This is a genomic window from Rhizobium sp. LjRoot30 (assembly GCF_964253915.1).
Classification (GTDB): domain Bacteria; phylum Pseudomonadota; class Alphaproteobacteria; order Rhizobiales; family Rhizobiaceae; genus Metarhizobium.
Window position 1 is genome coordinate 439,695 of record NZ_CAXUSG020000002.1, and the last position, 26,111, is coordinate 465,805.

At 62.4% G+C, this 26,111-nt stretch carries 25 protein-coding genes and 2 pseudogenes; 6 read left to right on the plus strand and 21 right to left on the minus strand.

The features are described 5' to 3' along the window. Nucleotides 1–2: 2 nt before the first annotated feature. A complete protein-coding gene (locus tag ACSQ3I_RS06010; RefSeq protein WP_435996985.1) occupies nucleotides 3–854 on the minus strand; it encodes a D-amino-acid transaminase in 852 nt (283 codons plus the stop codon). Nucleotides 855–1,125: 271 nt separating this feature from the next. Here ACSQ3I_RS06010 and ACSQ3I_RS06015 point away from each other — a divergent pair, with 271 nt between their 5' ends. After that, on the plus strand, nucleotides 1,126–1,971 hold the full coding sequence (locus ACSQ3I_RS06015; RefSeq protein ID WP_435996987.1) for a hypothetical protein: 846 nt from the start codon (nucleotides 1,126–1,128) through the stop codon (nucleotides 1,969–1,971). Nucleotides 1,972–2,046: 75 nt separating this feature from the next. Here the strand turns inward: ACSQ3I_RS06015 and ACSQ3I_RS06020 are convergent, their stop codons facing one another. Genes ACSQ3I_RS06020 through ACSQ3I_RS06035 form a run of 4 tightly spaced genes read right to left on the minus strand, consistent with a single transcriptional unit; the run spans nucleotide 2,047 to nucleotide 5,982 of the window. Next, nucleotides 2,047–2,904 (minus strand): sugar phosphate isomerase/epimerase family protein, encoded by an 858-nt coding sequence (locus ACSQ3I_RS06020; RefSeq protein ID WP_435996989.1) that lies wholly within the window; start codon nucleotides 2,902–2,904, stop codon nucleotides 2,047–2,049. A 2-nt stretch (nucleotides 2,905–2,906) separates the two neighbouring features. Then, entirely contained in the window at nucleotides 2,907–4,055 is a 1,149-nt protein-coding gene (locus ACSQ3I_RS06025) for a dihydrodipicolinate synthase family protein (RefSeq protein ID WP_435996991.1), read from the minus strand. 8 nt (nucleotides 4,056–4,063) lie between these two features. Further along, entirely contained in the window at nucleotides 4,064–4,843 is a 780-nt protein-coding gene (locus tag ACSQ3I_RS06030) for a 3-ketoacyl-ACP reductase (protein ID WP_435996993.1), read from the minus strand. Beyond that, nucleotides 4,840–5,982: an acyl-CoA dehydrogenase family protein gene (locus ACSQ3I_RS06035; RefSeq protein ID WP_435996995.1), complete on the minus strand. Its 1,143-nt coding sequence runs from the start codon at nucleotides 5,980–5,982 to the stop codon at nucleotides 4,840–4,842. The genes ACSQ3I_RS06030 and ACSQ3I_RS06035 overlap by 4 nt, the downstream gene beginning before the upstream one ends. A 154-nt stretch (nucleotides 5,983–6,136) precedes the next feature. Here ACSQ3I_RS06035 and ACSQ3I_RS06040 point away from each other — a divergent pair, with 154 nt between their 5' ends. Further along, nucleotides 6,137–7,153 (plus strand): aldo/keto reductase, encoded by a 1,017-nt coding sequence (locus ACSQ3I_RS06040; protein ID WP_435996996.1) that lies wholly within the window; start codon nucleotides 6,137–6,139, stop codon nucleotides 7,151–7,153. A 112-nt stretch (nucleotides 7,154–7,265) separates the two neighbouring features. Here ACSQ3I_RS06040 and ACSQ3I_RS06045 read toward each other — a convergent pair whose 3' ends face one another. Together ACSQ3I_RS06045 and ACSQ3I_RS06050 are read right to left on the minus strand one after the other, a co-directional pair. Then, the gene (locus ACSQ3I_RS06045) at nucleotides 7,266–8,039 is read right to left on the minus strand and encodes an enoyl-CoA hydratase/isomerase family protein (RefSeq protein ID WP_435996998.1); all 774 of its coding nucleotides are present in this window, start codon (nucleotides 8,037–8,039) and stop codon (nucleotides 7,266–7,268) included. Further along, nucleotides 8,036–9,607, minus strand: a complete 1,572-nt coding sequence (locus ACSQ3I_RS06050) for an acyl CoA:acetate/3-ketoacid CoA transferase (RefSeq protein WP_435997000.1) — start codon at nucleotides 9,605–9,607, stop codon at nucleotides 8,036–8,038. The genes ACSQ3I_RS06045 and ACSQ3I_RS06050 overlap by 4 nt, the downstream gene beginning before the upstream one ends. 126 nt (nucleotides 9,608–9,733) lie before the next feature. Between ACSQ3I_RS06050 and ACSQ3I_RS06055 the strand changes: the two genes are divergently transcribed. Continuing rightward, the gene (locus ACSQ3I_RS06055) at nucleotides 9,734–10,552 is read left to right on the plus strand and encodes an aldo/keto reductase (RefSeq protein WP_435997002.1); all 819 of its coding nucleotides are present in this window, start codon (nucleotides 9,734–9,736) and stop codon (nucleotides 10,550–10,552) included. A gap of 54 nt (nucleotides 10,553–10,606) precedes the next feature. Here ACSQ3I_RS06055 and ACSQ3I_RS06060 read toward each other — a convergent pair whose 3' ends face one another. From ACSQ3I_RS06060 to ACSQ3I_RS06090, 7 genes are all read right to left on the minus strand, one after another. After that, nucleotides 10,607–12,202 carry a GMC family oxidoreductase gene (locus tag ACSQ3I_RS06060; RefSeq protein WP_435997004.1) on the minus strand — a complete coding sequence of 532 codons (1,596 nt, stop codon included), beginning with the start codon at nucleotides 12,200–12,202 and terminating at the stop codon, nucleotides 10,607–10,609. Beyond that, nucleotides 12,202–13,698, minus strand: a complete 1,497-nt coding sequence (locus ACSQ3I_RS06065) for an aldehyde dehydrogenase family protein (RefSeq protein WP_435997006.1) — start codon at nucleotides 13,696–13,698, stop codon at nucleotides 12,202–12,204. The genes ACSQ3I_RS06060 and ACSQ3I_RS06065 overlap by 1 nt, the downstream gene beginning before the upstream one ends. Nucleotides 13,699–13,718: 20 nt before the next feature. Continuing rightward, nucleotides 13,719–14,744 (minus strand): zinc-dependent alcohol dehydrogenase, encoded by a 1,026-nt coding sequence (locus ACSQ3I_RS06070; RefSeq protein ID WP_435997560.1) that lies wholly within the window; start codon nucleotides 14,742–14,744, stop codon nucleotides 13,719–13,721. Nucleotides 14,745–14,763: 19 nt separating this feature from the next. Next, a complete protein-coding gene (locus ACSQ3I_RS06075) occupies nucleotides 14,764–15,705 on the minus strand; it encodes an ABC transporter permease (RefSeq protein WP_435997008.1) in 942 nt (313 codons plus the stop codon). 7 nt (nucleotides 15,706–15,712) lie between these two features. Next, nucleotides 15,713–17,218: a sugar ABC transporter ATP-binding protein gene (locus tag ACSQ3I_RS06080; protein ID WP_435997010.1), complete on the minus strand. Its 1,506-nt coding sequence runs from the start codon at nucleotides 17,216–17,218 to the stop codon at nucleotides 15,713–15,715. A gap of 10 nt (nucleotides 17,219–17,228) precedes the next feature. Then, nucleotides 17,229–18,194: an ABC transporter permease gene (locus ACSQ3I_RS06085; protein ID WP_435997012.1), complete on the minus strand. Its 966-nt coding sequence runs from the start codon at nucleotides 18,192–18,194 to the stop codon at nucleotides 17,229–17,231. A 72-nt stretch (nucleotides 18,195–18,266) separates the two neighbouring features. After that, on the minus strand, nucleotides 18,267–19,382 hold the full coding sequence (locus tag ACSQ3I_RS06090) for a sugar ABC transporter substrate-binding protein (protein WP_435997014.1): 1,116 nt from the start codon (nucleotides 19,380–19,382) through the stop codon (nucleotides 18,267–18,269). A gap of 274 nt (nucleotides 19,383–19,656) precedes the next feature. On the opposite strand from ACSQ3I_RS06090, the gene ACSQ3I_RS06095 reads away from it, so the two are divergent. Beyond that, the gene (locus tag ACSQ3I_RS06095) at nucleotides 19,657–20,310 is read left to right on the plus strand and encodes a TetR/AcrR family transcriptional regulator (RefSeq protein WP_435997016.1); all 654 of its coding nucleotides are present in this window, start codon (nucleotides 19,657–19,659) and stop codon (nucleotides 20,308–20,310) included. A gap of 16 nt (nucleotides 20,311–20,326) precedes the next feature. Here ACSQ3I_RS06095 and ACSQ3I_RS06100 read toward each other — a convergent pair whose 3' ends face one another. Both ACSQ3I_RS06100 and ACSQ3I_RS06105 read right to left on the minus strand, forming a co-directional pair. Next, nucleotides 20,327–21,022 (minus strand): Crp/Fnr family transcriptional regulator, encoded by a 696-nt coding sequence (locus ACSQ3I_RS06100; RefSeq protein WP_435997018.1) that lies wholly within the window; start codon nucleotides 21,020–21,022, stop codon nucleotides 20,327–20,329. 81 nt (nucleotides 21,023–21,103) lie between these two features. Continuing rightward, nucleotides 21,104–21,233: pseudogene (locus tag ACSQ3I_RS06105) on the minus strand (copper-containing nitrite reductase); the annotation flags it as partial. Between the two features lie 102 nt (nucleotides 21,234–21,335). On the opposite strand from ACSQ3I_RS06105, the gene ACSQ3I_RS06110 reads away from it, so the two are divergent. After that, nucleotides 21,336–22,577, plus strand: a complete 1,242-nt coding sequence (locus tag ACSQ3I_RS06110; protein WP_435997020.1) for an NnrS family protein — start codon at nucleotides 21,336–21,338, stop codon at nucleotides 22,575–22,577. Between the two features lie 133 nt (nucleotides 22,578–22,710). On the opposite strand, the gene ACSQ3I_RS06115 is transcribed toward ACSQ3I_RS06110, so the two are convergent. The 5 genes and pseudogenes from ACSQ3I_RS06115 to ACSQ3I_RS06135 all read right to left on the minus strand — a co-directional run. Continuing rightward, nucleotides 22,711–22,998, minus strand: a complete 288-nt coding sequence (locus tag ACSQ3I_RS06115) for a metal-sulfur cluster assembly factor (protein WP_435997022.1) — start codon at nucleotides 22,996–22,998, stop codon at nucleotides 22,711–22,713. Further along, nucleotides 22,995–23,507 carry a DUF2249 domain-containing protein gene (locus ACSQ3I_RS06120; RefSeq protein WP_435997024.1) on the minus strand — a complete coding sequence of 171 codons (513 nt, stop codon included), beginning with the start codon at nucleotides 23,505–23,507 and terminating at the stop codon, nucleotides 22,995–22,997. Before ACSQ3I_RS06120 ends, ACSQ3I_RS06115 begins: the two co-directional genes overlap by 4 nt. 12 nt (nucleotides 23,508–23,519) lie before the next feature. Continuing rightward, nucleotides 23,520–24,866 carry a hypothetical protein gene (locus ACSQ3I_RS06125; protein WP_435997026.1) on the minus strand — a complete coding sequence of 449 codons (1,347 nt, stop codon included), beginning with the start codon at nucleotides 24,864–24,866 and terminating at the stop codon, nucleotides 23,520–23,522. 110 nt (nucleotides 24,867–24,976) lie between these two features. Then, nucleotides 24,977–25,243, minus strand: coding sequence for a DUF2249 domain-containing protein (locus ACSQ3I_RS06130; RefSeq protein ID WP_435997028.1), 267 nt, complete (start codon nucleotides 25,241–25,243; stop codon nucleotides 24,977–24,979). 281 nt (nucleotides 25,244–25,524) lie between these two features. Continuing rightward, nucleotides 25,525–25,835, minus strand: a pseudogene (locus tag ACSQ3I_RS06135) (protein norD); the annotation flags it as partial. Nucleotides 25,836–25,955: 120 nt separating this feature from the next. On the opposite strand from ACSQ3I_RS06135, the gene ACSQ3I_RS06140 reads away from it, so the two are divergent. Continuing rightward, nucleotides 25,956–26,111, plus strand: coding sequence for a hypothetical protein (locus ACSQ3I_RS06140; protein WP_435997029.1), 156 nt, complete (start codon nucleotides 25,956–25,958; stop codon nucleotides 26,109–26,111).

Consider the following 26,111-nt stretch of genomic DNA (forward strand, 5'->3'; position numbering starts at 1 on the left):
GTTTAAGACGGAACGCCGGCCGCTTCCAGATAGAGGGCCTGCAGCCGCCGCGTCATCGGGCCGGGCTTGCCGTCACCAACCGTCCGGCCGCCGATCTTCACGACCGGCATGACGAGGCTGGAGGCAGAGGTCTGGAACGCCTCAGCCGCGCCTTGCGCCTCCTCGGGGGTAAAGGCGCGTTCCTCGATCCGCAGTCCTTCCGTTTCGCACAGCCGGGCAAGCGCACGTTGCGTGCAGCCGGGCAGCGTTGCCCGGGACGCGGCGCGGGTGAGGATGCGACCATCGGCGGTAATCAGATGTGCCGTGGCGGAGGCGCCTTCGGTAACCAGCCCCGCCTCGACCAGCCAGACATCGTCGAAACCGCGGCTGCGTGCTGCCTGCTTCGCCATGACCTGGCCCAGCAGCATGGCGGTCTTGATGTCACGCCGCTGCCAGCGCGGATCGTCGGCCAGATCGACCGAAATGCCATTCTGCTGGGCCTTCGTGCCGGTCAATGTCTTCGCCTGCGTGAAGCCGACCAACCGCGGCGCCAGTGTCTCGGAATAGAAGAAATCGCGATCCGCCTCGCCGCGCGAGACGTGCAGGTAAACGGTACCGTCCCGCAAATCGTTTCGGGCGATCAGTTCCGCCTGCACTGCCGCGATCTCCTCCATCGACAGCGGCAACGGAATGGCGAGTTCTTTCAGCGAGCGCTGGAGACGGGCAAGATGCAGGTCGTTGTCGATCATCCGGCCATCGATGACGGCCGTCACCTCATAGACGGCATCGCCGAACAGGAAACCGCGATCGAAAAGCCCGATACGGGCCTCCTCCTCGGTTGTGAATTCACCGTGGATGTAGACGATCCTGCCCATCTGTTCCCCTTGCCTGCCCCTGACTCCGGTTTGCAGGCAACCTTTCCTGGAATTGCTCTCGCTTCGGGGCCGATCATAGGAATGACCCAGTGAGGCTGACCAATTCAATTTGGGCAGGACCTCATGCAAAATTCGCCTGGCCTATTATATTTCAAAGGGTTGGATTCGATTGCCTTCGAAGCGGGCAACTGTGCCGGAGGATACTGAGAGCCGGTCACATATGCTATCTAATGCGCCGCAACGATCCTCCTGACGATTTGCGAGAGAGAGCATGCGCTTGCCTTTAATTTTTTCCGCCTGGTCCTGCTGCCTGCCTGCGTTGGCGGCACTTACGCTTGCGTTGAGCGCTCCGAATGTTGGGGCTGCGCAAAACGAATGCGGCGAGGGTGGCGCCGATATCGTCCGCAAAGCCTATCCGTCCGCGACTCAAACCTCGAACGAGGCTTTTGAATTCGCCGGTGCCACCATCAAACTGCCAAAGAGCGGCGACGACGACCCGCATGCCATGCTCTGCCGCGCCTGGCCGGCACGCCCCGAATTGACGCTGGTCGCCGTGCCGCTGATGACGAAACAATCCGACGACGGCAATGAAGGAGATATCGAACTGCTTGTCGTCGATACGGCCGGTTTCGAAGTCAGGCAACGCCTGCGTCTTCCGGGGCTGATGACGGACGACGCGCTCTATGTCTCCAATATCGCCTTCGACACCGCCCGTTATCACCTCGCACCGAAGAATACGGCCTTCGGATTGCGCCTGTCGCTCCACGGCAGTTCCGGCCCCAACCCGTTCGGCGAAACGACCCTGTGGCTTTTCCTGATAAAGGACGGGCAGATCAAGCCGGTCGTCGACAACATCGTGGTCGCCAGAAACCAGGGCGAATGGGACACGAATTGTGCGGGGGAATTCCTGGAAACCGTACGAACCCTGTCGATGAAGCCATCGGAAAGTGGAGCGTTTGCCGATATCCTCGTCAGCGAAAAAGCGACCACGACAATCAGCCGCGTCGGCGAAGGCGGGGAATGCCTCAGTACGGAGACAACGACCACCGCCCAACATCGCCTCCCATATGAGGCTTCCGCCTACCGCATTCCCGAAGACCTCAAGCGGATCGACTAGCGAGATTGTCGCGAAGCGGGAAACGCGCCTCCGGCAACATCAAACCACAGAGGTTCTCGGTCTTCATCGCCCGTATCAGCAAACCGTGCGAAAACGCTCGACCATGACATCGAGAACCTCTTCGGGGGGCCGCTTCCACCAATTGTTTGCCGAAAAGATCTCGACCTCGCAGGGGCCGGCATAACCGGCGGCCTCGACGCTTTTCCGAATCTCCTTGAGATCGGCAACCCCGTCTCCCATCATGCCGCGATCGAGCAGGACGTCGCGCGTATCGGCAAGCCAGTCGCAGAGATGATATCCAAGAATGCGGCTTTCGCCGGCGCGCTGCAACTGGGCATCGAGCCCGCTGTCCCACCAGACATGGTAGACATCGACGGCAACACCCAGGTTCGACGCATCGACGGCGATGCAGATATCGACGGCATCCCGCACCGTCGTGAGGCAGGAACGGTTTCCGGCATAGACGGGGTTCAGCGGTTCGAGCGCCAGCTTGACGTTTCGTTCCGCGGCATAAGGCGCGAGGGCTGCGACACGATCAGCGACGATTTTCAGGCTTTCGGTCGTGCCTTTGGTGCCGGGATGCACACCTCCGACGACGATCGTCAGGACGGCGGCGCCGAGGCCGGCGGCCATATCGATCGAAGCCCTGGCTTCATCGAGAACGGCCATGCGGTCGACCGCATCCGTGCCGACGAGGAATGGCGTGCGGCACAATCCGGCGACGGCAAGGCCTGCCGCCCGCGCCCGCTCACCAATAGCCACCGCTCGCGCGCCAACTTCCCGGCGCCAGAAGACGATCGAGCCGAAACCACGCGCGGCACAGGCATCGATCACCCGCTCTGGCTCCCACCTCGCCCCGTGGCCTTCGAGATTGTGACCGAGGCTGGCGGTGTTGAGCGCAAGCGCTGCATGATCGCTTGAAAAGTCCCGCATCGTCACGCCCCGTAGAGGGCGAGCAGCTTCTTCATCCGCCCGATAGCAAGCTCCGGATCGCGCAACAGGCCGCACTGGTCGGCTAGACGGAAGACCTCGGTGAAATAGGGCAGCGGCCGCGTGGCCTGCGCACCGTTCAGCATGACAAAATGGTCCTGGAATCCGTTGAGCCAGCCGAGGAAGACGACACCCGTCTTGTAGTATTGCGTCGGCGCGCGAAAGATCAGCCGCGCAAGCGGCACGGTTGGGTCAAGCGTGGCGCGGAACCCGGCCTTGTCGCCCTCGCCTAGTCGCTCGATGGCATAGGCCGCGGCTGGCGCCAGCGGATCGAAAATGCCGAGCAGGGCGTGGGAAACCCCCTGATCGTCGCCTTCGATGAGTTCGGGATAATTGAAGTCGTCTCCGGTATACATCTTGACGCCGGAAGGCAGGCGGCGGCGCATGACGATCTCCTTATCCTTGTCGAGGAGGGAGATCTTGATGCCATCGACCTTGGCCGCATTCGCCTCGATCACCGCAAGCGCCGTCTGCATGGCCGGATCGAAATCCGCGCTTCCCCAGTAACCGGAAAGCTGCGGATCGAACATGTCGCCGAGCCAATGCAGGATGACCGGTTCGTCGCAGGCAGCGAGCACGTCGGAGTAAATCTTCACGTAGTCTTCGGGCGTTCTTGCGACCTGGACAAGCGCCCTGGATGCCATGAGGATCAGCCGGCCGCCGAGTTTCTGGATCGCTTCGACCTGCTCCAGATAAGCCCGGCGCACGTCATCAAGACCGCTCACCGTCGCCGGATCGAGGTGATCGGTGCCGCAGCCGTTGGCAACCAGCGCGTCCGGCAGTTCCTCGCGGGTCCGGCGGATCAGTTCCAGCGCGCCCGGCCAGTCGAGACCCATGCCGCGCTGGGCCGTGTCCATCGCCTCGGCAATGCCGAGGCCGAGGCCGGCGAGGTAGCGGCGGAACTCCATCGTCTTTTCCCAATCGACCGTCGCACGACCGGTGGGGTCGTTGGCGGTGAACGGATCGGCGACGACATGGGCAGCGGAATAGACGGTTCGTGCCGGGTTCCTGCCGAGCGTCGCAGCGGCGATCGGCGTTCCGGCGAGGACATAGTCGCTGAGGCGGCCGGCGGTATCGGGAAGGGCGATTTTCATGGGAGACCTCAAAAACGCGGGACGAGCATGCCGGCATCGGCCGGGATGGACAGTCCGGTTGTGTAGGGAAGCCGCCCCGAGGCAAGCGAGGCAATCAGCGTACCGACGTCGGCGGGCGACCCTATGCGGGGAAAGAGGGTCAGGCCCTGTTCGGCCCGCTGGCGATAACTGTCGATGACCGCCGCCGTCATTTCCGTGGCGATCAGGCCGGGCTGGACGTCGTAGACGGCGATTTCCTCGCGCCCGAGCCGGACGGCGAGCGCCTTGGAAACCATGGCAGCCGCGGCCTTCGAAGCGCAATATTCCGAGCGCTGTTCGGCGACGGCGACGGCATTCGAAGAGGTGACGTTGACGATCGCATGGAAGAGCGACGGCCGCTTGCGTGCCAGCAGGCGACGGGCAAAGGCTTGGCTGAGGAAGAACATCGCCTTGGCGTTGACGTCGAAGCAGCGATCCCAGCTCTCTTCCGTCACCTCCATCATGTCGCCGCGCTTGAGAACGCCGACACCGGCATTGTTGACGAGTGTCGTCAGCGGACCGAGCCTTGCCTCGACATCGGCAAGGGCGGCGTCATGTCCGTCGATCTTCGTCACGTCGAACGGCGCCGCGACCGCCGGAACACCAAGAGCGGCAATGCGCGCCACCGCAGCGGCAAGTTCGGTGTCATCCGCCAGCCCGTTGACGGCCACGGCAAACCCCTCGCGCGCCAGCGCTTCGCCTGCGGCAAGACCGATACCCCGCGACGCGCCGGTGACGAGCGCCACCGGCCGTGCAGCCGGCGCGCTCATGCGCGTGCGCCCTTCTTCAGCAATTCACGGGCGATGATCATGCGCTGCACCTGGTTCGTGCCTTCGTAAATCTGCGTGATCTTCGCATCGCGGTAGAGGCGTTCCACCTCGAAACCACGGATATAGCCGGAACCGCCGAAGACCTGCACCGCATCGGCGGTGCGCTGCACCGCCATGTCGGCGGCAAAACATTTGGCGATCGAGCAGGCCTTCGTCGCATCCGCGCCAGCATCGATCTTCGAGCCGGCGGAGTGGACGAGCAGGCGGGCCGCCTCGATATCTTTCGCCATGTCGGCGAGCAGCCATTGCACGCCCTGGAAATCAGCAATCGCCTTGCCGAACTGCTTGCGCGTGCCGGCATAATCCAGTGCGGCTTCCAGCCCGGCCTGGGCGATGCCGACCGCGAGCGAAGCAATGCCGACGCGCCCCTTGTCGAGCACTGACATCATCATGTGGAAACCGCGGCCTTCCGTGCCGAGCAAAGCATCGGCCGGCAGGCGTACATCCGTGAAGGTCAGGGCGCCGACCTGGCTGGCGCGCTGACCCATCTTGTGTTCCTTCGGCCCCCTCTCGACACCGGCCGCATGCAGATCAACGATGAAGATCGACATGCCGCGGTTGCCGGCCTCCTTGTCGGTCCGCGCCAGCACGAAGCCGTAATCTGCGACCGGCGCATTGTGGATCCAGATCTTGCCACCGTTAAGCACCCAGCCGTTCGCATCGCGTGTCGCGGTGGTGCGGATGCCGGAGACATCGCTTCCCGCCTCCGGTTCGGTGATGCAATAGGCGACCTTGGCGCGCATGCCGAGAAACTCCGGCAACATCGCCAGCTGGCTCTTCGTGCCGTGGCTGACCAGAAGCGTCGAGATCAGCTCTAAGAGGCCGCACTGGTCGGCGACTGAGGCGTAACCGCGGCTCAATTCCTCCATTACCAGCGCATAGGTGAGTGTATCGAAACCCGGCCCGCCCAGGGCTTCCGGCACGCCGATGCCGAACAGGCCCAGCTTCGCCATCTCGTCATAGAGGCCGGCGGGGAAGCGCTCCTCACGGTCAAGCTCCTCGGCCATCGGGCGGATCATTTCGTCGGCAAAGGCGCGCGCCATGTCGCGTACCTGCTCCTGGGTCTCGGTGAGATACATTTGCCTCGTCTCGCTTGTAGTAACTATCTAGTTACATACATTCGACGACAGCCGCACGTCAAGACGGAAAAAATGACGAAGCCCGGGCAAGCCGCTTGCGCCGCCGTTTCGACACGTGCATATTATTCACCATTCAGTTACTTAAGGAGGAAACATGCACCCGGGAGAAAAGAGGAAATTCGGCCGGACGGATCTCGAGGTCACCGCATTCGGCTTCGGGACCGCACCGCTCGGCAACATTTTCCGCGAGATCGACGAAGCAACGTCGCAGGCCATGTTCGAGCACGCATGGGACGCCGGCGTGCGTTTCTTCGACACCGCGCCGATGTATGGCCACGGCCTTGCCGAATTGCGCACCAGCCACGCCTTGCGCTGGAAGAACAGGGACGATTTCGTCCTCTCCTCCAAGGTCGGCCGCCTGCTGCGCCCGGCGCGTCGCGACACGATCGACTTCGCGCCGTGGACGAACGCCGCCCCCTTCACCATGCATTTCGACTATAGCTACGACGGCACGATGCGAACCTTCGAGGACAGCTTGCAGAGGCTGGGGCTGGAGCACATCGACATGTGCTTCATCCACGACATCGACGTTTTCACGCGTGGGAGCGAGCAGCCGGAAGTGTTCGAGCAGGCCATGGATGGCGCATGGCGGGCGCTGGAGCGGCTGCGCGACGAAAAGGTCGTGAAGGCGATCGGCGTCGGCGTCAACGAATGGCAGGTCTGCCATGAAGCCTTGCTGCGGCGCGATTTCGACGCCTTCCTGCTGGCCGGGCGCTATACCCTGCTGGAACAGGAAGCGCTCGATTCCTTCCTGCCACTCTGCGAGGAAAGGAATGTCGCCGTTGTGGTCGGCGGTGGCTTCAACTCCGGCATCCTTGCCACCGGCGCGAAAGACGGCGCCAAATACAATTATGCCCCGGCGCCGCGTCACATCATGGAAAAGGTCGCGAAAATCGAGGCCGTCTGCACCAGGCATGGCGTTCCGCTCGCAGCCGCCGCCTTGCAGTTCGTCGTCGCCCATCCTGCCGTACCGTCCTTCATGGCCGGCACGCGAACAGTCGAGCAGCTGGAGCAGAATCTCGCCTGGTTCGCCCATCCGATCCCGTCCGAATTCTGGGCGGATCTCAAGCATAACGGCCTTTTGCGCGAGGATGCGCCCGTGCCGGCTTGACCATGCATTGCTCCGCGCTGCCGATGGCGGCGCGGAGGTTTTCCTGTCGGCGGGTTCGCCTCGTCAGACTTTATGAAATACCGCAGGACGGGCCGGAAAACGGTTCACATACCTACTCGCCGAAGCGGGCCGGCCGCTTTTGCCGATAGGCCGCAAGACCTTCCGTCAGATCGCTGGAGGCAGCCGCAACAGCGCCGGCCAAAACCTCCACGACGCGCTCGCTTTCTTCACCGTCTGCGGCATTGATCAGCATCTTTGTCAATTCCGTCGCTCGCGGAGACCGTTTCAGCACGCGCGCCGCAGCGATCCCTGCCGCAGCCGCCCCCTCGCCTGTCGACACCACCTGATCGACGATACCAAGCGCCAAAGCTTCGTCGGCGGAATAGATTTCACCGAACAATGCCATGCGGCGAACCAACTGCGCACCAAAACGCCGCGAGGCGCGTTGCGTGCCGGACCAGCCGGGAATGATGCCGAGGCCTGGTTCAGGCTGGCCGATCTTCACATGCGCCTCGGCGATGCGCAGGTCGCCGCAGGCGGCAAGTTCCAGCCCGCCGCCAAGGGCATGGCCGTTCAGCACGGCGATCAGAGGTACGGTCAGTCGCGCCAGCGCATCGAAGGCATCGTGCCCGTCGCGCAGCCAGCGGCGCGAAAATGCCTCGGCATCCAGGCTGCTCCACGCCTCGATATCGCCGCCGGCGCAAAAGGATTTTCCGCCCTCACCTGTGAGGATGGCGACGCGTGCGTCCGAGCGCTCGATGGCACGGCAGGCCAGGAACAGCGCATCGACCATGACGTCATCGACGGCATTGAGTTTTTCCGGGCGACGCAGGGTCAACCGTGCGATACGGTCTTCGACGACGAGATCGATGCGCGGATCACTCACAGCGCCAGCCCCATGCGTTCGGGGCGGAACAGCACCTCGTCCATCACCTTGAGCTTGGGGGAAACGTGCAATGGCGTCGCCGCCTGATCGAGGACGTCGCGCTGCAGGTCGAGGCCGGGCGCGATCTCGGTGACGACCAGCCCGTCGGCCTCCAGCCGGATGACGCAACGCTCGGTGACATAGGTGATGTCCTGCCCCTGCGCCCGGGCGCGCTTGCCGGAGAAGCTGACCTGATCGACCTTTTCCACGAACTTGGCGATGCGGCCCTCCTTATCGATCACCAGACGGCCGTCGTCGACGCGCATCTTGGCGCCCGCATTAAAATTGCCGGAAAAGACGATCTTTTTCGCCCGCGAGGTGATGTCCACGAAACCGCCGGCACCGGCGGTGCGATGCGGCGTTGCCGCCAGCCGGCTGACATTGACCGAACCTTCGGCATCGATTTCGAGGAAAGACAAAAGCGAACAATCGAAGGCGCCGGCCTGGAAATAGCAGAACTGGTGCGGCGAGGCGACGAAGGCCTCGGCATTCGAGGCGCAGCCGAACTTGAAGTCGAGCAGCGGCACGCCGCCGACCGCACCCTGCTCGATCACCCACGTGACCTGGCCGTGCAGGCCTTCCTCGATAAGAATGCGCGGCACATTGGCCGAAATGCCGAAGCCGATGTTGACGGCCCAGCCGCCCTTGAGTTCCTGCGCCACGCGGCGGGCGATGACCTTGCCGACATCGAGACCAGGCAGCCGAAACGTTTCGAGCGGCCGGAACAATTCGCCTGAGATCGCCGGGTCGTAAGGTGTCGCCGTTGTCTGCAACTGGTCGGGGGCTTCGACGATGACGTCGACAAGGATACCCGGCACCCGTACATCATGCGGGCGAAGCGTACCGCTGGCGGCGACACGCTTGACTTGAGCAATGACGATGCCGCCAGAATTTCGCGCCGCCAGCGCCATTTCCATGGCGCCGAGTGTCGCGCCTTCATGTTCGAAGGTGAGATTGCCCTTCTCGTCGGCGGTCGTCGCCCGGATGATCGCCACGTCGGGACGGATCGCCGGGAAATGCAACCAGTCCTCACCCTCGAAGGAGACGCGCTTGACGAGCGGTGCCGCGCGCGCACTGGCATTCATGGCGCAACCATCCTGCTCGGGATCGACGAAGGTTTCCATGCCGACCTTGGTCAGCACACCGGGACGTTTGGCTGCCCCTTCCCGCAACATGTCGAAGACGATGCCGGAGGGAACGTTCCAGGCGGCCAGTTCCTCCTTGAGGATCATCTGCCAGACAAGCGGCGGCTCGGCATTGCTCGGCCCGGAGGGATAGGAGCCGCCGATGATCTTCACCAGCATTCCTGGCTTGGCGATGTGATCGACGCCGCGCGTTCCGAAAAAATCGCCGGCGGCAATCGGGTGAATTGTCGTGAGGCCACGCGGATGGCCCTCGCGATCGAAACGTTCGCCGAGCGCCTTCAGCACCGCATCCGGGCAGCAGAGGCCGGAGGAAGAGTTGACGGCGACGACCGCGTTATCCCCCACGAGCTGGACCGCCTCCTCCGCGCTCTTCACCTTCCTCATCGCCGAAACCTCCGTTTTCCATTGCATTAAGTAACTAACTAGTTATACATTAAATGCGACGAGATCAATCCGCTTGGAGCGATTTTCCATCGCGTTTCCAGCGGCTGGACCATCGAAGGAGGAGGCATGAACATCTATTTCCAGAAGAGCTTTCAGCGGGGGTTCGGCACCTTTCCGCTGAAGGGAGACGATCTTAGAAACGCCATCGACGCAGCGGTGGACGCCGGTTACCGGGCGTTCGACACCGCGCAGATGTATGGAAACGAGGCAGAAACCGGCGCGGCACTGGCCGCCTGCGGCGTGGCGCGCCAAAATCTCTGCATCACCACCAAAGTGCATCCCGACAACTACACGCCGGAAAAATTCCTGCCCTCCGTCGAGGCCAGCCTGAAAGCGCTGCAGATCGACCGTGTCGATGTTCTCCTGCTGCATTGGCCGCCGGTGGGTGGCGATGTCGGCCCCTCGTTGCGCCTGCTGCAGTCGGCGAAGGAGAAGGGTCTTGCAGATGCCATCGGCGTCTCCAACTACACTGCGAAGATGATGCGCGAGGCACGGGCGATCCTCGACGTGCTGCCGGTTACCAACCAGATTGAATTCCATCCGCTGCTGAACCAGCAAAAACTGCTCGCAGCCGCCACAGAGACGGGCATTCCGCTCTCGTCCTATGCGTCGGTGGCGCGCGGCGAGGTTTTCAAGCACAGCCTGTTTGCCGAGATCGGCAAGGGCTACGACAAATCGGCGGCGCAGGTGGTGTTGCGCTGGATCCTGCAGAAAGGCGTGCCGCTCAATACCATGTCGACGAAGTCGGAAAACATCCGGGCGAATTTCGAGATCATGGATTTCACCCTGTCATCCATCGACATGGACCGGATCGATACCCTTACGTCAACCGGCTATCGCATCGTGAAGACCGGGCTTTTGCCGTGGGTTCCCGAATGGGATTGACGCAAGAAAGGCGGCCTTGCGGCCGCCTTTCTTCATTGTAACAGAGCCGTTCGGTCAGGCGTTGCCGCGGATCATGTCGGCGGCCTTTTCGCCGATCATGATCGTCGCCGCATTGGTGTTCGAGCCGACGACGCTCGGCATCGTCGAGCTGTCGCAGATGCGGATGCCGTCGAGGCCGCGCACGCGCAACTGCGGATCGACCACTGCCATCTCGTCCTGCCCCATCTTGCAGGTGCAGGTCGGATGGTAGGAGGTGCGGCCATACTGGCGCGTATAGGCCACGTAATCTGCCTGTGTCCGCACAGTGCGATCAGGGAAATGCAGCGTCTTGATGTACTTCTGCAGCGAGTGCTGCGCAAAAATCTCCTGGCTGATCTTCACGCCCTCCACCGAAATCTTGATATCATCAGGATCGGCGAGGAAGTTCGGGTCGACGACCGGCAGATCGCGCGGATCGGCAGAGCGCAGGGTCACCGTTCCCCGCGATTTCGGCCGCAGCGTATAAGAGTTCAGCGTGACACCCGACGCGCCTTTGGGCACGCTCGGAACGCCCGCTTCTGCACCGGCGCCGGCGAGGAAATGGAACTGCAGGTCCGGCACAGGGTTCGCCTTGTCGCCATACCAGAATGCCCCGCCCTCGACCACGTTGGAGGTGATCGGGCCGGATTTGAACAGCGCATACTGAATTCCCGCCCAGACCGACCAGTGCAGCCTGTTGTATTTGTCGAGACTGTCGTGGTTTTTCAGTTCCGCAACGATATCGACGCCGAAATGATCCTGCAGGTTTTCACCAACCCCGGCCATGTCCTGCACCACATCGATGCCGTGGCGCCGCAGCGCATCGGCCGGGCCGACGCCCGAAAGCATCATCAGCTTCGGCGTGCCGATGGCGCCCGACGTCACCAGCACTTCGCTTTCCGCCCGCGCCGTGATGCGCTTGCCGCCGACCTCGTAATCGACGCCAACCGCACGGCGCCCCTCGAAGACGATGCGCAGGACGAGCGCGCCCGTCACCACCGTCAGGTTCTTGCGGCCGAGCGCCGGGCGCAGGTAACCGACGGCGGCCGAGCAGCGGCGGTTGTTGCGCGTCGTCGTCTGGTAGACACCGGTGCCCTCCTGGATAGGGCCGTTAAAATCCGGATTGTAGGGAATGCCGTATTCCTGGCAGCTCTGCACGAAAGCGCGCGTCATGCGTTGCGGCTCGGGAATGTTGGAGACACCGAGCGGCCCATCCGTCCCATGCCAGCCACCGGAGAGAATGGCATTGCCCTCCGAGCGCAGGAAATATTTCTGGATATCCTTGAACCCCCAGCCCTCGGCGCCCTCTTCCACCCACCGGTCGTAATCGCCGGGAACACCGCGGGTAAACACTTCGGCGTTGATCGACGAGCCGCCGCCCAGCACTTTTGCCTGGGCATAGGGGATCTCGCGGTCATTGGCATGTTTCTGCGGCGCGGTCTTCAGACCCCAGGTCAGCGGACCTGTCGTCATCTTGGCAAAGCCGACAGGCATGTGGATCAGGGGGTTGGTATCGCGCCCGCCCGCCTCGATCAGGCAGACCCGGGCGGACGGATTTTCCGAAAGCCGCGCGGCCAGCACGCAACCGGACGTACCGCCGCCGACAATGACATAATCATAACCGGCGGACATCATGCGATCCAATGCGTGCGCTTGCCGATCTCGACATGAACGGATTTCACCTGCGTATACTCCTCTACTCCGTAAACACCGGCTTCGCGGCCCCAGCCGGACTGCTTGAAACCGCCGAGCGGCATTTCGGGTCCGCCCGCCATGATCGTGTTGACCCAGAAGCGCCCGGCGCGCACCCTCCGGCTTACCGTCAACGCCTTGTCGATATTCTTCGTCCAGACGCTCGCTGCAAGCCCATAAACCGTATCATTGGCCAGTTGGATCGCTTCTTCCACCGTATCGAAATGCATCGAGCAAAGCACGGGACCGAAAATCTCGTCACGGGCGATGGCCATGTCTCGGGACACGCCGGAGAACAGTGTCGGCGCGATATACTGCCCGCGGCCGAAATCGATCGCTCCACCGCCGGTCAGAAGTTTTGCGCCGGCGGCTTTGCCCTGTTCGATATAGTCGAGGATCGTGGCGTTCTGCGCCTCGGTGGTGATAGCGCCGACCTGCGTCGCTTCATCCAGCGGATCGCCGACGCGGATTTTTTCCATTTTCTCGACGAGCAACTTTTCGAACTCGGCGGCGACGGAACGCTCGACGATCAGGCGCGAGGACGAGACGCAGCATTGCCCGGTGTTGAAGCTGATGCCAAAGGCGGCGCCATCGGCGGCATCCTCCAGATCGGAATCAGCAAAGACGATGATCGGGTTCTTGCCGCCGAGTTCCAGGCCGAGCTTCTTGAAATTGCTGTCGGCGGCGGCGTGGACGCAGGAGCGGCCGACGGCCGTCGAGCCGGTGAAGGAGAGCATGTCGACATCCGGGTGTTCGGCCAGAGCCTGGCCGATGGTGCGACCGGAGCCGGTGACGACATTATAGACACCGGCCGGCAGGCCAGCTTCTTCAAGCACTTCGGCAAGCAGCAGCGTCGTGGCGGCAGTTACCTCCGACGGTTTCACCACCATGGTGCAGCCGGAGGCGAGGATGAAGGGCACGCGTTCGCACAGAATCAGGAACGGGAAGTTCCAGGGGGTGATCAGGCCGACGACGCCGATCGGCTCGCGCAGTACCATGCCGAAGAGGTCATCGCCGAGCGAATTGAAGCTGTCGCCGTGCAGCATGCGGGCGGCACCGGCACCGACCTCGAAGCAGGCGATGCAATGGTCGATCTCGCCGCGCGCCTGCGAAATCGGCTTACCGTTCTCCAGCGCTTCCCAATAGGCGATCTCATCGCGGCGACGGCGCAGGATTTCGGCGGCACGCAGCAGGACACCTGCGCGAGCGGCACCCGAAAGACCGGACCAACGACGGTCCTCGAAGGCGCGCCGGGCGGCGGCGACGGCCGCATTCAGATCGTCAGTCGTGCAGCGCACCGTCCGCGTTACCGGCGTACCGTGGCCCGGAGAGGCGCGTTCAAAATGATCCGCGCCATCTTTCCACTGTCCGTCGACGAAAAAGCCGAAGGCGCGGGCGGCAGTCGGCGGAGAAAGGAACGAGCTCTTCTGGTCCATAAGAAACATCCTTCGATATTTTACGCCGTGATGGCGATTTGTGTCTTCAGGTCCTGCGGCCGGTCGCCGAGGGTTTCGAAAGCTTCCTGGATCTGTTCCAGGCCATAACTCGCCTTGGTGAAATCATCCGTGCGGAAGCGGCCGTGCGACAGGAGGGTGAGCGCGTCGTGCATATCCTCGCCCATGCCGGCGACGGAGCCCTTGAGGCTCCCTTCCTCCAGAACCGTCCGAAGAATATCGATCGGCACGGTCTCGCCCGGCGGCGTGATGCCGAAAAAGGCGACGTGGCCGCCGCGGCGCGTCAGGTCGAAAGCCTGCTCGTAGAGCTTGCGGTTACCGACGCTTTCGATCACCAGATCGGCGCCGCGTCCGCCGGTCATCCGCAGCACGGTTTGCCTGATTTCAGCCGCATCGGAGACGGCGACATCCGCGCCCGCCGCAAGCGCCATCCGGCAACGGTCGGGCGAAAGATCGGCGACGATGATGGGAGCGGCCCCGACGAGCCGCATCATCTGCACATGCAGGTTGCCGATCGGCCCGGCGCCGAAGACGACCACCGACTGGCCGAATGCTACCCTCGCCTTGCGCGCCGCGCGTACGACGCAGGCGACCGGCTCCGTCAGGGCAAGCACGTCATCGGCGATATCGGCCTCGACGGGGATCGCCAGCCTTGCCGGCACGGCGACGAATTCGGCAAAGGCACCGTCCCGGCCGATGCCGACCTGGGTAACTTCGGCGCAGTTCAGCACCTCGTTGCGCCGGCACCAGAAGCAGGTGCCGCAGCCGATATTGATATCGACGACCACGCGCGCGCCAGCCTTCAGATGGCGGACATTGGCGCCGCATTCGGCTATCGTGCCGCAAAATTCATGGCCGGGGATGAGCGGCAATCGGTCGGCCGCATAATGACCGTTGAAGATATGGATGTCGGTGCCACAGATGCCGGTTCGCACCACCCGCACCAGCACATCCTCCGGCCCAACGGGCGGGATGGCCACGTCGCGGAGTTCGAACCGTTTCGGCGCGGTGAGGACGGCGGCGCGCATGGTGCTCACGGTCGCCCCCTCACTTCACGGTGCGCAGCTTGGCGCGGTCGATGGTAAGCGCGATGGCGACGATCAGTACGACGCCGAACACCATCTGCTGGCGCGTCGCATCGATCTCGAAATACAGCATCGAGGCGCGGATGACGGCGACGATCAGCGTGCCGATAACCGTATTGACCACACCGCCGACGCCGCCCGTCAGGGGCGTGCCGCCGACCAGCACGGCGACGATGGCCGGCAGCAGGAAGCCGTTGGCGATCGTCGGGGCACCGCCCGAGAGTTTGACGGCAAACAGCAGGCCGGCGATGGCGGCGAGCGCGCCGGAAATCGCGAAGGCGAGGATTTTGTAGCGCGCGACGTTGAGACCGGAAGCGGCGGCGGCAAGCTCGCCGGCGCCGACCGCCTTCAGGGCACGGCCCAGCGTCGTGCGGCGTTCGATGAACAGGCAGATGGCGACGAGCACGGCGGCGATCAGCAATTCGTTGGGCACGCCCCATGTGTGGCCGATCATCCAGCCAAAAGTTTCGTTGCGCTGCGTTGCATCCATGTTGAGCGCCCGCTGGCCGGAGAGCCACTGCGCAATCGAGAAGGCGACGCCGCCGACGGCAAGTGTCGAGATGAACGAAGGCACGAAGAGCCGCGTCGTGATGTAACCGGAAAGCATGCCGAGAAGAAAACCGGCGGCGACGCACAGGATGGCAACCCATGCACCCATCGAGGCGAGGTAGACCGAGGCGACGACCGTCACCATGTTGGCCATCGACTGGGCGGACAGGTCGATACCGCCGATATAGATGGCGAAGGTCAGCCCGAGCGCCATGATGAACAGCGGCACGATATCGCCGGCGATGCCGAGCAGGTTCGACGGGCGCAGGAAACCCGGATCGTTGATGCCGACGATGGCGACGAGCACGACCAGCGTGATCCAGGGCAGGTGCGGTTTGAGGCGCTGAATATCCATTGGTCCCTCAGATCATGTAGTGCAGGAGGTCGTAGGGCGTCGGCTTGGCGCCCGGCTCGCAGGCAAACTGCTTCTGGATGCGCCCGTCCTTGACGACGATGATGGTGTGCGACAGGCCGATCGCCTCTTCCAGCGTATCGGCGACCAGCACGATGCCGACGCCGGCGGCACTCATGGCGCGGACCATGTCGTAGACATCCTCCTTGGCGCCGATATCGAGGCCACGCGTCGGATGGTCGAGCAGCATGATGTCCGAGCCGCCGGAGCGCCATTTCGCCAGCACCACCTTCTGCTGGTTGCCGCCGGAAAGATTGCCGCAATCGGCGAATTCGGAATGCGCCTTGATCGACAGTTTCTTGATCCAGTCGCGCGCCAGCGCCCGTTCTTCCGAAACGCGCAACACGCCGCTGCGCGAATGGTTCTTCATCTGCGAGAGCGTCATGTTCTCGTAGACGTTCATGCCGGCGACGATGCCCTCGATCTTGCGCTCGCGCGGAACATAACCGACGCCGCGGGCGACCGACCTGCGCGGAGAAAGCCCGGCGGCATCCTCGCCCTTGATGCGGAGATGGCCCGTCGTCGGCGTGCGCATGCCGTAAATCGTCCGCAGGATCGCCTCGCGGCCGGAGCCCTCCGTGCCGACAAGACACAGCACCTCGCCGGCGTGGAGCTTGAAGGAGATGTCCTGGATGCGGCCGGGCAGGCCGACACGGTCCATCTCGACCAGCACCTTCTCGGCGTCATAGGGCGCCTGCAGGTGCTCGCGATAATATTGCTTGTCGACGTTGCGGCCGACCATCTTGTGCTGGATGGCTTCCGCCGTGGCGCCGCCGCGATCCACCACGTCGACCACCGCACCGTCCTTCATGACGTAGATGCGGTCGGAGAGTTCCATGACCTCGTCCATGCGGTGCGAGACGAAGATAAAGGAGGCACGCGTCGTCAGCTCGCGCACCAGCTTGAACAGCAGCTGGACCTCTTCCTTCGAAAGAACCGAGGTCGGCTCGTCGAGCAGGATGACGAGATCGCCCGAAACCCGTTCCTCCAGCGTCAGCACCTTGGCAAGCTCGACGAGCTGGCGCTGGACGAAGGAGAGTTTCGAGGTCACGGTCGCCGGGTCGATGTCGAGCTTGACCTTGGCAAGCTGCGCCTTCGCCGCCTTCGCCATCGCCTTCCAGTCGACGATGCCGAAGCGCACGAACTGGCGCTCATAGCCGAGGAAGATGTTTTCCATGATGGAGAGGTTGGGGATCAGGGATTGCTCCTGGAACACCATGCCGATGCCCTTTTCCATCGCCTGGCGCGGATTGGCGAACCGCACCGGCGTGCCGTTGATCAGCACCTGGCCGCCATCCGGCTGGTAGGCGCCGTAGATGACCTTCATCAGCGTGGACTTGCCGGCGCCGTTTTCGCCCACCAGCCCGACGATCTCGCCGCGCTTGATGTGGAAATCGATCGCCTTCAGCGCGTGGACGCCGGGGAATTTCTTGTCGACGGCTTTCAATTCGTACATGGCGCGCGCCTCACTTCACGAAGGAAACCATCTTGCGATCGGTCGAGAGCACGACGGCAAGAATGACGAGCAGGCCAAGGACACCGTCCTGGAGGAAGTCCGGCAGGCCGATGACGACCATGCCGTTGTCGATGACGCCGACGATCAGGACGCCGACCAGCGCATTCCATACGCCGCCGATGCCGCCCCAGAGCGCGACGCCGCCGACGACCACCGAGGTGATCGAGACGAACATGAAGTTTGCGCCTGTCACGGATTCCGCCTGCCCGATGCGGGCGACGACCAGAATGGCGGCAATGGCATAAAAGACCCCGGCAAGTGCAAAGCCGGTGACCCGGACGCGGGTGACGTTCAGACCCGAGGCATGCGCCAGGTCCTCCCCGCCACCGACGGCGTAGAAATTGCGGCCGAGCGTCGTGTGGGTCTGGATGAACCAGGCGACGAGCAGGAAGAAGCCCGCCGCATAGACCATCAGCGGGAAGCCGAGCAGGCGTACCGTCAGCAGGCCCCGGAAGGCAGCGTCGCCGACCTTGACGATATCGCCGCCGGTGAGCAAGATCGCCGCCCCCGTGCCGACGAAACCCATGGCCAGGCTTGCCATGAAGGACGGAATCTTCAGTTTTACATGCACCAGCCCGTTGATCAGCCCGATGATGCCGCCGAGCGCAAGCACGAGCGGGATGGCAATCCAGCCCATGCCGCCCAGCGCGCCGCCGAGTTGCGCGAAGATGAAGGCGAAGGCGACCGCGGTGAGCGACACCGTTCCTTCCATGGAAAGGTCGATCGATCCCATGACGATGATGAAGGTGACGCCGACGGCGACCATCAGCGCCGGCGCCGAGGCAATGGCGATACGGGCGAAATTCCGCAACGAGAAGAAGGTCGGATTGAGTGCCGTGAAAAAGATCACGAGTGCAAGCAGCACCAGAAGCGGCGCCCACTTGATCAAGGTTTCGCGCGATAGGCGACGTGTCACGTCAGACACCCCTCTTCCAATGAAATTTCGCAGGAGAAATGGCGGCAGCGCCAGGGCTGCCGCCGTGTCCGATCAGGACTTGTACTGGATCTGGCCGTTCGACGGACCCCAGAAATCCTTCCAGTCGTAGGCCGGAACGGCATCCAGATATTTCGCCTTGAATTCGGCGGCATCCTTGGCAGTGACGAGGATCGTCGGGCCGTAGAATTCGCGATGTTCCTTCGGCTCTTCCGAGGGTTTGAAGGTGCCGATGGCGGCGTGATAGGCGAGTGCCGCGCTGATGCCACCGCCCCAATGGGGATTGGTAAAGACCGTCGCCAGCAGCTGGCCGTCCATGACCATCTGCACCGCCTCCGGATTGCCGTCATAAGCGACGATCGGCATGCCCTCGATGCCTTCGGCACGCAGCGCCTCGATGACACCGTAGGCGATGTTGTCGTTGGCGCAATGCACGCCCTTGATCTTGTCGCCGTAGCGGGTGAGGAACGAGGCCATCAGCGCCGCGCCCTTCTGCGTATCCCAGTCGGCCGGCTGCGCATCGAGAAGCTCGATGTTCGGGAAATCCTTCAGCGCGTTCTTCAGGCCGGCGAGACGCTCCACCGCCGGATTGTTGGCCGCGATGCCGCCGAGATGCACGACGCCGCCTTCACCGCCCATGGCTTCGAAGAGGATGCGGGCCGTCTGTTCCGCCGGCTTCTCATCCGACCAGGACATGTGCGAGACGTAGTTGTCGCCGAAATCCCAGGGATGCAGGTCGTCGGTCTTGTTCCAGATCGTCGAGATGTAGGCACCGGCCGCCTGCACCGCTTCGACCACGGGGCGGGCATTCGGGCTGTCGTTCGCATCGCAGGCGATGGCGCAGTTGCCGTTGTTCTTGGCAAGGAACGCCTTGATGTCGGCCAGCGACTTTTCGGTCGAGCCTTCGTTGATCAGGCTGACCAGCGCGCTCTTCGGCTTGCCGAGCGACTCGACGAAAGCCTCGCCGCCGGAGACGATCGAGTTCCAGTAGGCAGATGCCCGGTCGCGGTAGCTCCAGGCAATCGCCGGATCCGTCAATGCGGCCTGGGCCACACCACGGCCGAACAGGCCAGGCACTGCTGCGGCGCTGACGCCGGCAGCGGCTGCCAGCAAGAAATTGCGACGGCTGACCGTCTCACGTTCGATGAAATCCTTGATAAAGGTCGACATTGGTTCCTCCCGACTCCCCTTTGGAAATGGCTCCCGCGCTATGGCTGGTCAACGGTCCTCGGCAGGTCTCGGCGCTTTCCCGCGGAGGCCCTGCAATCGTCTGTCAATCCATTTAACGCACTAACTGGTTACTTCTTTATCGCAGTCCAAGTCAAGTGGTTTTCAAGGGTGGCGCAGCAGCTAATCGTGCCGACCGGCTTTGACGGAAGGCGATCCGTGCGTGTATGAGTTGCACCACAGACATCCCGACCGCGGCAAAGGACGAGCCCCGAGCATGACCAGCGAACAGATAGAAAAGCCGGGACGCAAACCACGCATCCGCGATGCGGAAGCCACCAAGGCCCGCATCCTCGACGCGGCCAAAAAAGAATTTGCAAAGAACGGCTTAGGCGGAGCGCGCGTTGACGATATCGCCGAAAAGGCAAAGGCCAACAAGCGCATGATCTACCACTATTTCGAGAGCAAGGAAGGCCTGTTCCAGACCGTTCTCGAAGAGGTCTATCTCGACATTCGCAGCGCCGAGCAGAAACTGCATCTGGAGGATCTCGACCCCAAGGCGGCGCTGGAAAAACTCGTCCGTTTCACCTGGGAATACTACCTGAAGAACCCGGAATTCCTGACGCTGGTCAACAGCGAAAACCTGCACCGCGCCAAGCACCTGAAAAAATCGGAAATCGTCAAGGCATCGAGCCGCAAGCTTGTCAGCATGGTCACGGGCTTGCTCGAACGCGGCGTGAAGGAAGGCATTTTCCGCGAGGGCATCGACCCCGTCCAGCTCAACATCACGATTGCCGCGGTCGGATATTATTACCTGACCAACCGCTTCACCGGCTCGATCATCTATGAACGGGACCTGATGGCGAAAGATGCCCTTGAAGATCGCATCCGGTTCAACATCGAAACGATCATGCATCTCGTCTGCCGGTAAGTTCCGACTTGCATGTTTACCGGTCGCTGCCGTCGGCCAGAGCCTGCAGGCCGGCGATATCCCGCACCAGCAATTTCTGCCGCCCGCCCTCAACCAGGCCCTTGGATTCCCAAGCACTGAGGATGCGGGAAACGGTGTGCAGTGTCGTTCCGGTCATCTCGGCGATATCCTGCCGGGTGATGGGAAAATCGATGCGGACACCGGCCTCTTCCGTCCTGCCCGCCTGCCGGGTCAGCCGGAGCACGGTATGGGCGACCCGGCGCTCGACCTCCTCGGTGGAAATTTCGCGTATCCGCGTATGCGCCTCTTCGAGGCGCTGTCCGATGGTGTTGAGCGCGCTGACGGCGAGATAGGGGCTGCGGTCGATGAATCGCGGCCAGAGTTCGGTCGGCCAGCAGAGCGCCAGGCTTTCGATCACCGCAAGCGCCGTCCCCGGATAATCGCTTCGGCGCAACGCCTTGGCGAAGCCGAAAAGGTCACCCGGATGGACTACGCGAACAATGATCTGCTGGCCATTGGGGGTGACCTGCGTAACCTTGAGCCGACCGTTGATCAGCAGGAAAAAATGCGTCGCGGCAGCGCCCTGTTCGAAAAAGGCTTCACCCGGGCCGATCCGCTTGGCGACCGCCTGCCCCACGAGGACCTCCACATCGGAGTCCGGCATTTTCTCGAACATGGGGAAGGACTTGACGACGCTCTTGTCTATCTTCAACGGAACTCCAACCTCCGATGCATGTTTATCGACCGGACGGCAGTTTACCAACTGTGGTCCTAGCGACAAGCCACCGGGAGATTATGCCGCGGCCATGATCGCCGTCATCAGTTCGTTGTTCCACTCGCCCTCCACCTTGAAATGGGCGACAACTCCCTTCTCGAAGGCCTCCATGAGGTTGTGGTTGACATTTGGCGTAGATGCCCGGCCGCTCCAGCTCCCTTTGTGCTGGAGCAACATCGGCAAAGCAAGTTTGCGTTCTTTTTGACATTCCACAAAGAGGTGATGGCTTCCCTGCTTTTATTGTCTTCCGATGAAATGGAGACAAGACATGGGTAGTACCGACCAAATCGCCGCGCCACGGCGCAGAGCCGTTCCACGCGGACTTTCCACCACGGGTCCAATCCTTTTTTCCTATGGATTTAGACCTTTTTTCCTCGGAGCGGCGGTCTGGGCCTGCGCTGCGATGTGCCTGTGGATCCTCGCATTGGCGGGACGACTTGAACTCGCCGAAGGCTACGGTGTCCATGCATGGCACCAGCATGAAATGCTCTTCGGTTTCGCCAGCGCCGTCCTGGCTGGATTTCTGCTGACCGCCGTCCCCAACTGGACGGGAAGGCTTCCGGTTTCCGGCCGACCGCTCCTCCTGCTATTCTTGCTCTGGGTTGCCGGCCGGGCTGCCATGCTTGCGCCGCAGCTGACAGGGAACCTGTGGGCGGCAGGCATCGATTCGATTTTCCTGCCGACACTGCTGTTCATCTGCGTCCGGGAAATCGTGGCGGGGAAAAAATGGGCGGACCTGAAGGTGGTCACCGGGCTGGGTGTCTTGTCGGCCGCAAACATCTGCTTTCACCTCGAGACCATTCTCAAGGGCGCACCTGATTTCAGCTCCCGATTTGCCATCGCGGCCTATATCGGCCTGGTGATCGTCGTCGGCGGCCGAATCCTGCCGAGCTTCACGCGCAACTGGTTGGCAAAACAAGGCGCAACACGCTTTCCGTCTCCCCATGGCCGGTTCGACACCGTCACCATCGCTGTCTCCGTCGCAGCCCTGTTCGCCTGGGCGGCAAACCCGGAAACACCGGTCACGGCACTGGCCGCCGCCGGCGCAGCAACACTGCAGGCCATCCGGCTATACCGCTGGCGTGGATGGGCGACGTTTGCCGAACCGATCGTCGCGATCCTGCACATTTCTTACCTTTTCGTCCCCCTCGGCTTCATGGCGATCGCGGCATCCGCCCGAGGGCTCTTGGACGGCCCTGCTGCCATGCATGTACTGACGATCGGAACGGTGGCGACGATGATGCTGGCTGTGATGACGCGCGCCACCCGCGGCCACACGGGCCGTGAGTTGCATGCCTCGCCGATGACAAACCTGGCCTATGCCGCAATCGTCGCCTGTGCGCTGGTGCGGCCGCTAACCTCGGCTTTCCCTGGCCATACGAGCCTTCTACATGCGCTCGCAGGGTTGACGTGGCTATTGGCCTTCGGCCTCTATCTCTGCGAATACGGGCCGATGCTGGTGAACAAACGACGTCAGCCAATCGGCAAATGAGAACAAGAAATTGGATGCCCCTGCTCAATCAAAGACCGAGGCAAAGGCATCATCTTGCGCCTGCGATGTGGAAGCGGACTGGACACGGTTCGACGAAAAGAAGCCGGCCGCCCAGAGCGGCCGTTCGCGGTTGTCATGCGTGCATCATGTCCGGCGTCCATGGGGGATCGTAGGTCAGTTCGACATCGACGATCTTCGCCAGGCCTTCCGACAAGGCACGCTCGCGGACGGCATCCACAAGGAAACCAGCCACCGGGCAGCCGCGTGTCGTCGTCGTCATGCGAATGAGGAGATGATCGTCCGCAATCAGCTCCGCAGAATAGATGAGGCCGATGTCGACCACGCTTCGGCCGATCTCGGGATCGATGACATCGCGGAGCGCCGCGGCAATCCGCTCGGAGACAAGCCTTGCGGACATCATGGCTTCGTCCCTCCGCGCCGGATCATCAGGCGAAACGCCGTTCCCGCCTTGTCGAAGTTGCCGACCCATTGGTGGCCACGTTTCACCAGTTCGGGAAACAGGAAAACCGGCTCGCGACTGAGGACCGCAAAGAGCACGGTCGCTTCCGGCATCGATTCGAGCGCCTGCAGGATCTTCACCATCGGCTGCGGCGGATCGAGATCGGTCAGATCCAGTTCCATGAACGGCTCCGGCCAGCTATCGGCGTCATCGGCATTTTCCGAAGCGAGAACCTCGGGGTTCTTTGGGAAGAAGCGGACTTCATAGTCACCGCCATCCAACTCCGACAGTTCGTAGAGATATCCCCTGCGCTCCATCACTGAAAAGAGCGGCTGTGGCCTGAACGGCGCCAGCAACCGCAGCCCCTGCCCCGGCCCGAGACCGTCCACGGCAGTCATGATCTCGACGAAGGGTTCCACACCCGCCTGCAGCAGCGGACGGACATCCAGTTCCTTGTATTCAAAGCCCATCGGCTCACTCCGTTAGATTTGATTGGCAAAGAGAAGATGCGGTCGCACGGCCCCCTGGGGAAGGCGGATATCGGCAGGGGCATAGCCCAGTCGCCGTGCGCGAACGAGTTCGATGGCCAGCCCGGCGACCGCTGCAAACTCCACCCAGGCGGCGAGGCGGAAAACGAGATCGGCGTTGCAAAGCAAGGCAGCAACACCCAGAAAAACGCCGAGGTGGTACAGAATGAACCAGCGGCGGCCGCGGCGCTCCTTGACCAGATCCTGCACCCGCGGCACGGCAACACGGCCCATCACCGGCCCATAGGCCTCAAGCCACGTCACGAAGGGAACGATCTTGTAGAGTTGCGCAAGCCCGAGTCCGGACAGCCAGCCCATGACAAGCGCATAGATCGCCGCCGGGCCGAAAGCGAATTTTCCCGTAAAAACCTGGCCGATGGCGATCATGACGACGGCAACGAGCAGATAAGCGAGGGAAGCGATGCCGGCGAGCGTGTTGAGTTCCAGCGCCTTGCGTCGCCGCGTCCGAACCATCCTCGATATATCCGAAAGATAGACGAACAGCGCCACGGCGAAGAATGCAATCGCGGTCCACTCCGCCGCCATATCCGCACCGGGATATATGGAGGCAAAGAATGGGCTCAGCCAGAGCATCAAAAGCCCCCCGACGAGGCTGACGATCAGGCGTCGCGTTGAAAAACCGCTCTCCGGCGCCAGCATGAACATGGAAAATAGCCGATAGCTGACGCCGACCGCCGTGATGCTCATCCAGCCGACGACACCGGAGAAAGCATGCACCGGCAGCCCCCGGACCAGCAGGTCGGCGCTCCATTCGGCGTTCAGCAATCCACTCAGGACGCTGGTGAACGCCGCGCCGAGAGCCATGGTAACGAGCAGGGAGATGAGGCCTATCAGGACCAGCTTTCCGGAATGATCGACAACGGGCCGCGACAGGATCGTCGCGGCATAAGAAATGGCAAGGGCGCTGAAACCGGATGCGAGCAGAACCGCCCCAACCGGCATGATCTCGAGGTCGAACCCTGCCCGGCCGCCAAGCGACAGAAAGCCGGCGATCAGCGCCGCGAGGCCGAAGGCCAGCATGACGAGGGCGGGCGCGGCCACGGACGCGAAGCAAGGCTTCGCCGCGGCCAGCACCGGAACGAATTGCAACAACGCACCGCAAAACAGCAACCCCAGCCAGCCGATCGCCAGAAGATGAACGACAACGAGCGTATCCGGTGCGCCCACATCTTCGGATGGAAAGCCGAAACCCGCCCCCATCGCCGCCACCGCCAATAGGAGGCAGAGGAGGGAGAGAGCGAAATACGACATTGTCCAACGCGAGATGGGAGCACCGGGCATGATCGCCTCCTGAGAGCAATCCCGCCTTCCTCCGAATAGCGAAACGCTCCATCCTTCTGTTTTAAGCAATTCCGGACGCAAAACCGCTACGCACTTTTGCTGGAATTGCTCTAGTGACCGCAGCAACACTCACAGCCGCTGCTCTCGGCCCTGGTGATTTGCACTTTCCAGACCTCGGGGCCTTGCTGCAGATAGGCCCAATCGAATTCATCCGGGAAACGGCTGGAAATCTGGTAATGCAGCGGCCGCGGGTCGTGATCGCTGGTGACATGCATCGCCGCCCCCGGCGTCAACGTCGCGAGCATGCCGAAGATGGATGGATGGCGTTGTGCAGGCGGGATCACGCGCACGTCGATTTCGGGAATTGTGTCTGTCATCGTGGCTCCAGAGCTTGGAATTGGGTCCGAACGGCATGGTCCGTATCGGCAAGCCTACGAGCAATCTGGACGACCGACATTGCTCCGGAACAAACTTCCGGCATTATCGGTCCGCACGTTGAGCAAGGGCAAAGAAAGAGGGGAAAGGACAGTCTGGTAGGTCGGTTGTGGACCCAAAAGGACGACCGATGACCGACGACATCATGGCGAAATACGGCAAGGCAAACAGGGCTCGAAGGTCCTCCACCCTCGAGCCCTGCGCGGCACGCCATTTTCCCCGTTCAGCGTGTCAGTCCCCGATAGATTGTCGGCAGGGCCCGGGGCAATTCGCCGATGTCGCCGACGATGGCGAAGCCGTTGCGGGCGAACATCGACGGCAGGTCGCTGCGCGCATCCTTGTCTACGGTGACGGCGAAGACCGAGGTTCCCTACCGCCGCACCTCCGCCATCGTCTTGCGCAAATCCTCAAGCGCGAACCGACCTTCGTAGTGATCGATACCGCTCCGTCCGTCAGGATGAGCAGCAGCCGGCAACGATTGGTCTGCTTGGCGAGTTCCGCCGAAGTGTTGCGTATGGCAACACCGATCCGGGTAGCCGTCATCACCTAACTCTCTTTTTTTCTTCTAGCGCGCATCGCGACGCGGCTTCTTTGCGCCAGCGCAATGACAGACCACGACGGCTGGGAGAAAAATGGGGACAAAGGAGACAGATCATGACAGATGCTCAATTCGGCCTCGTCGTAAGCACGCCGATCATCATCGGTTTTTCGGTGGCGTTGAACCGTATGGGTATCCTTCAGGCCTACAGTACGACGATCGCGGTTGCCGCCTCCGGCCTCGTCGCAGCCATTCTGTTCTTTCAGCAATAG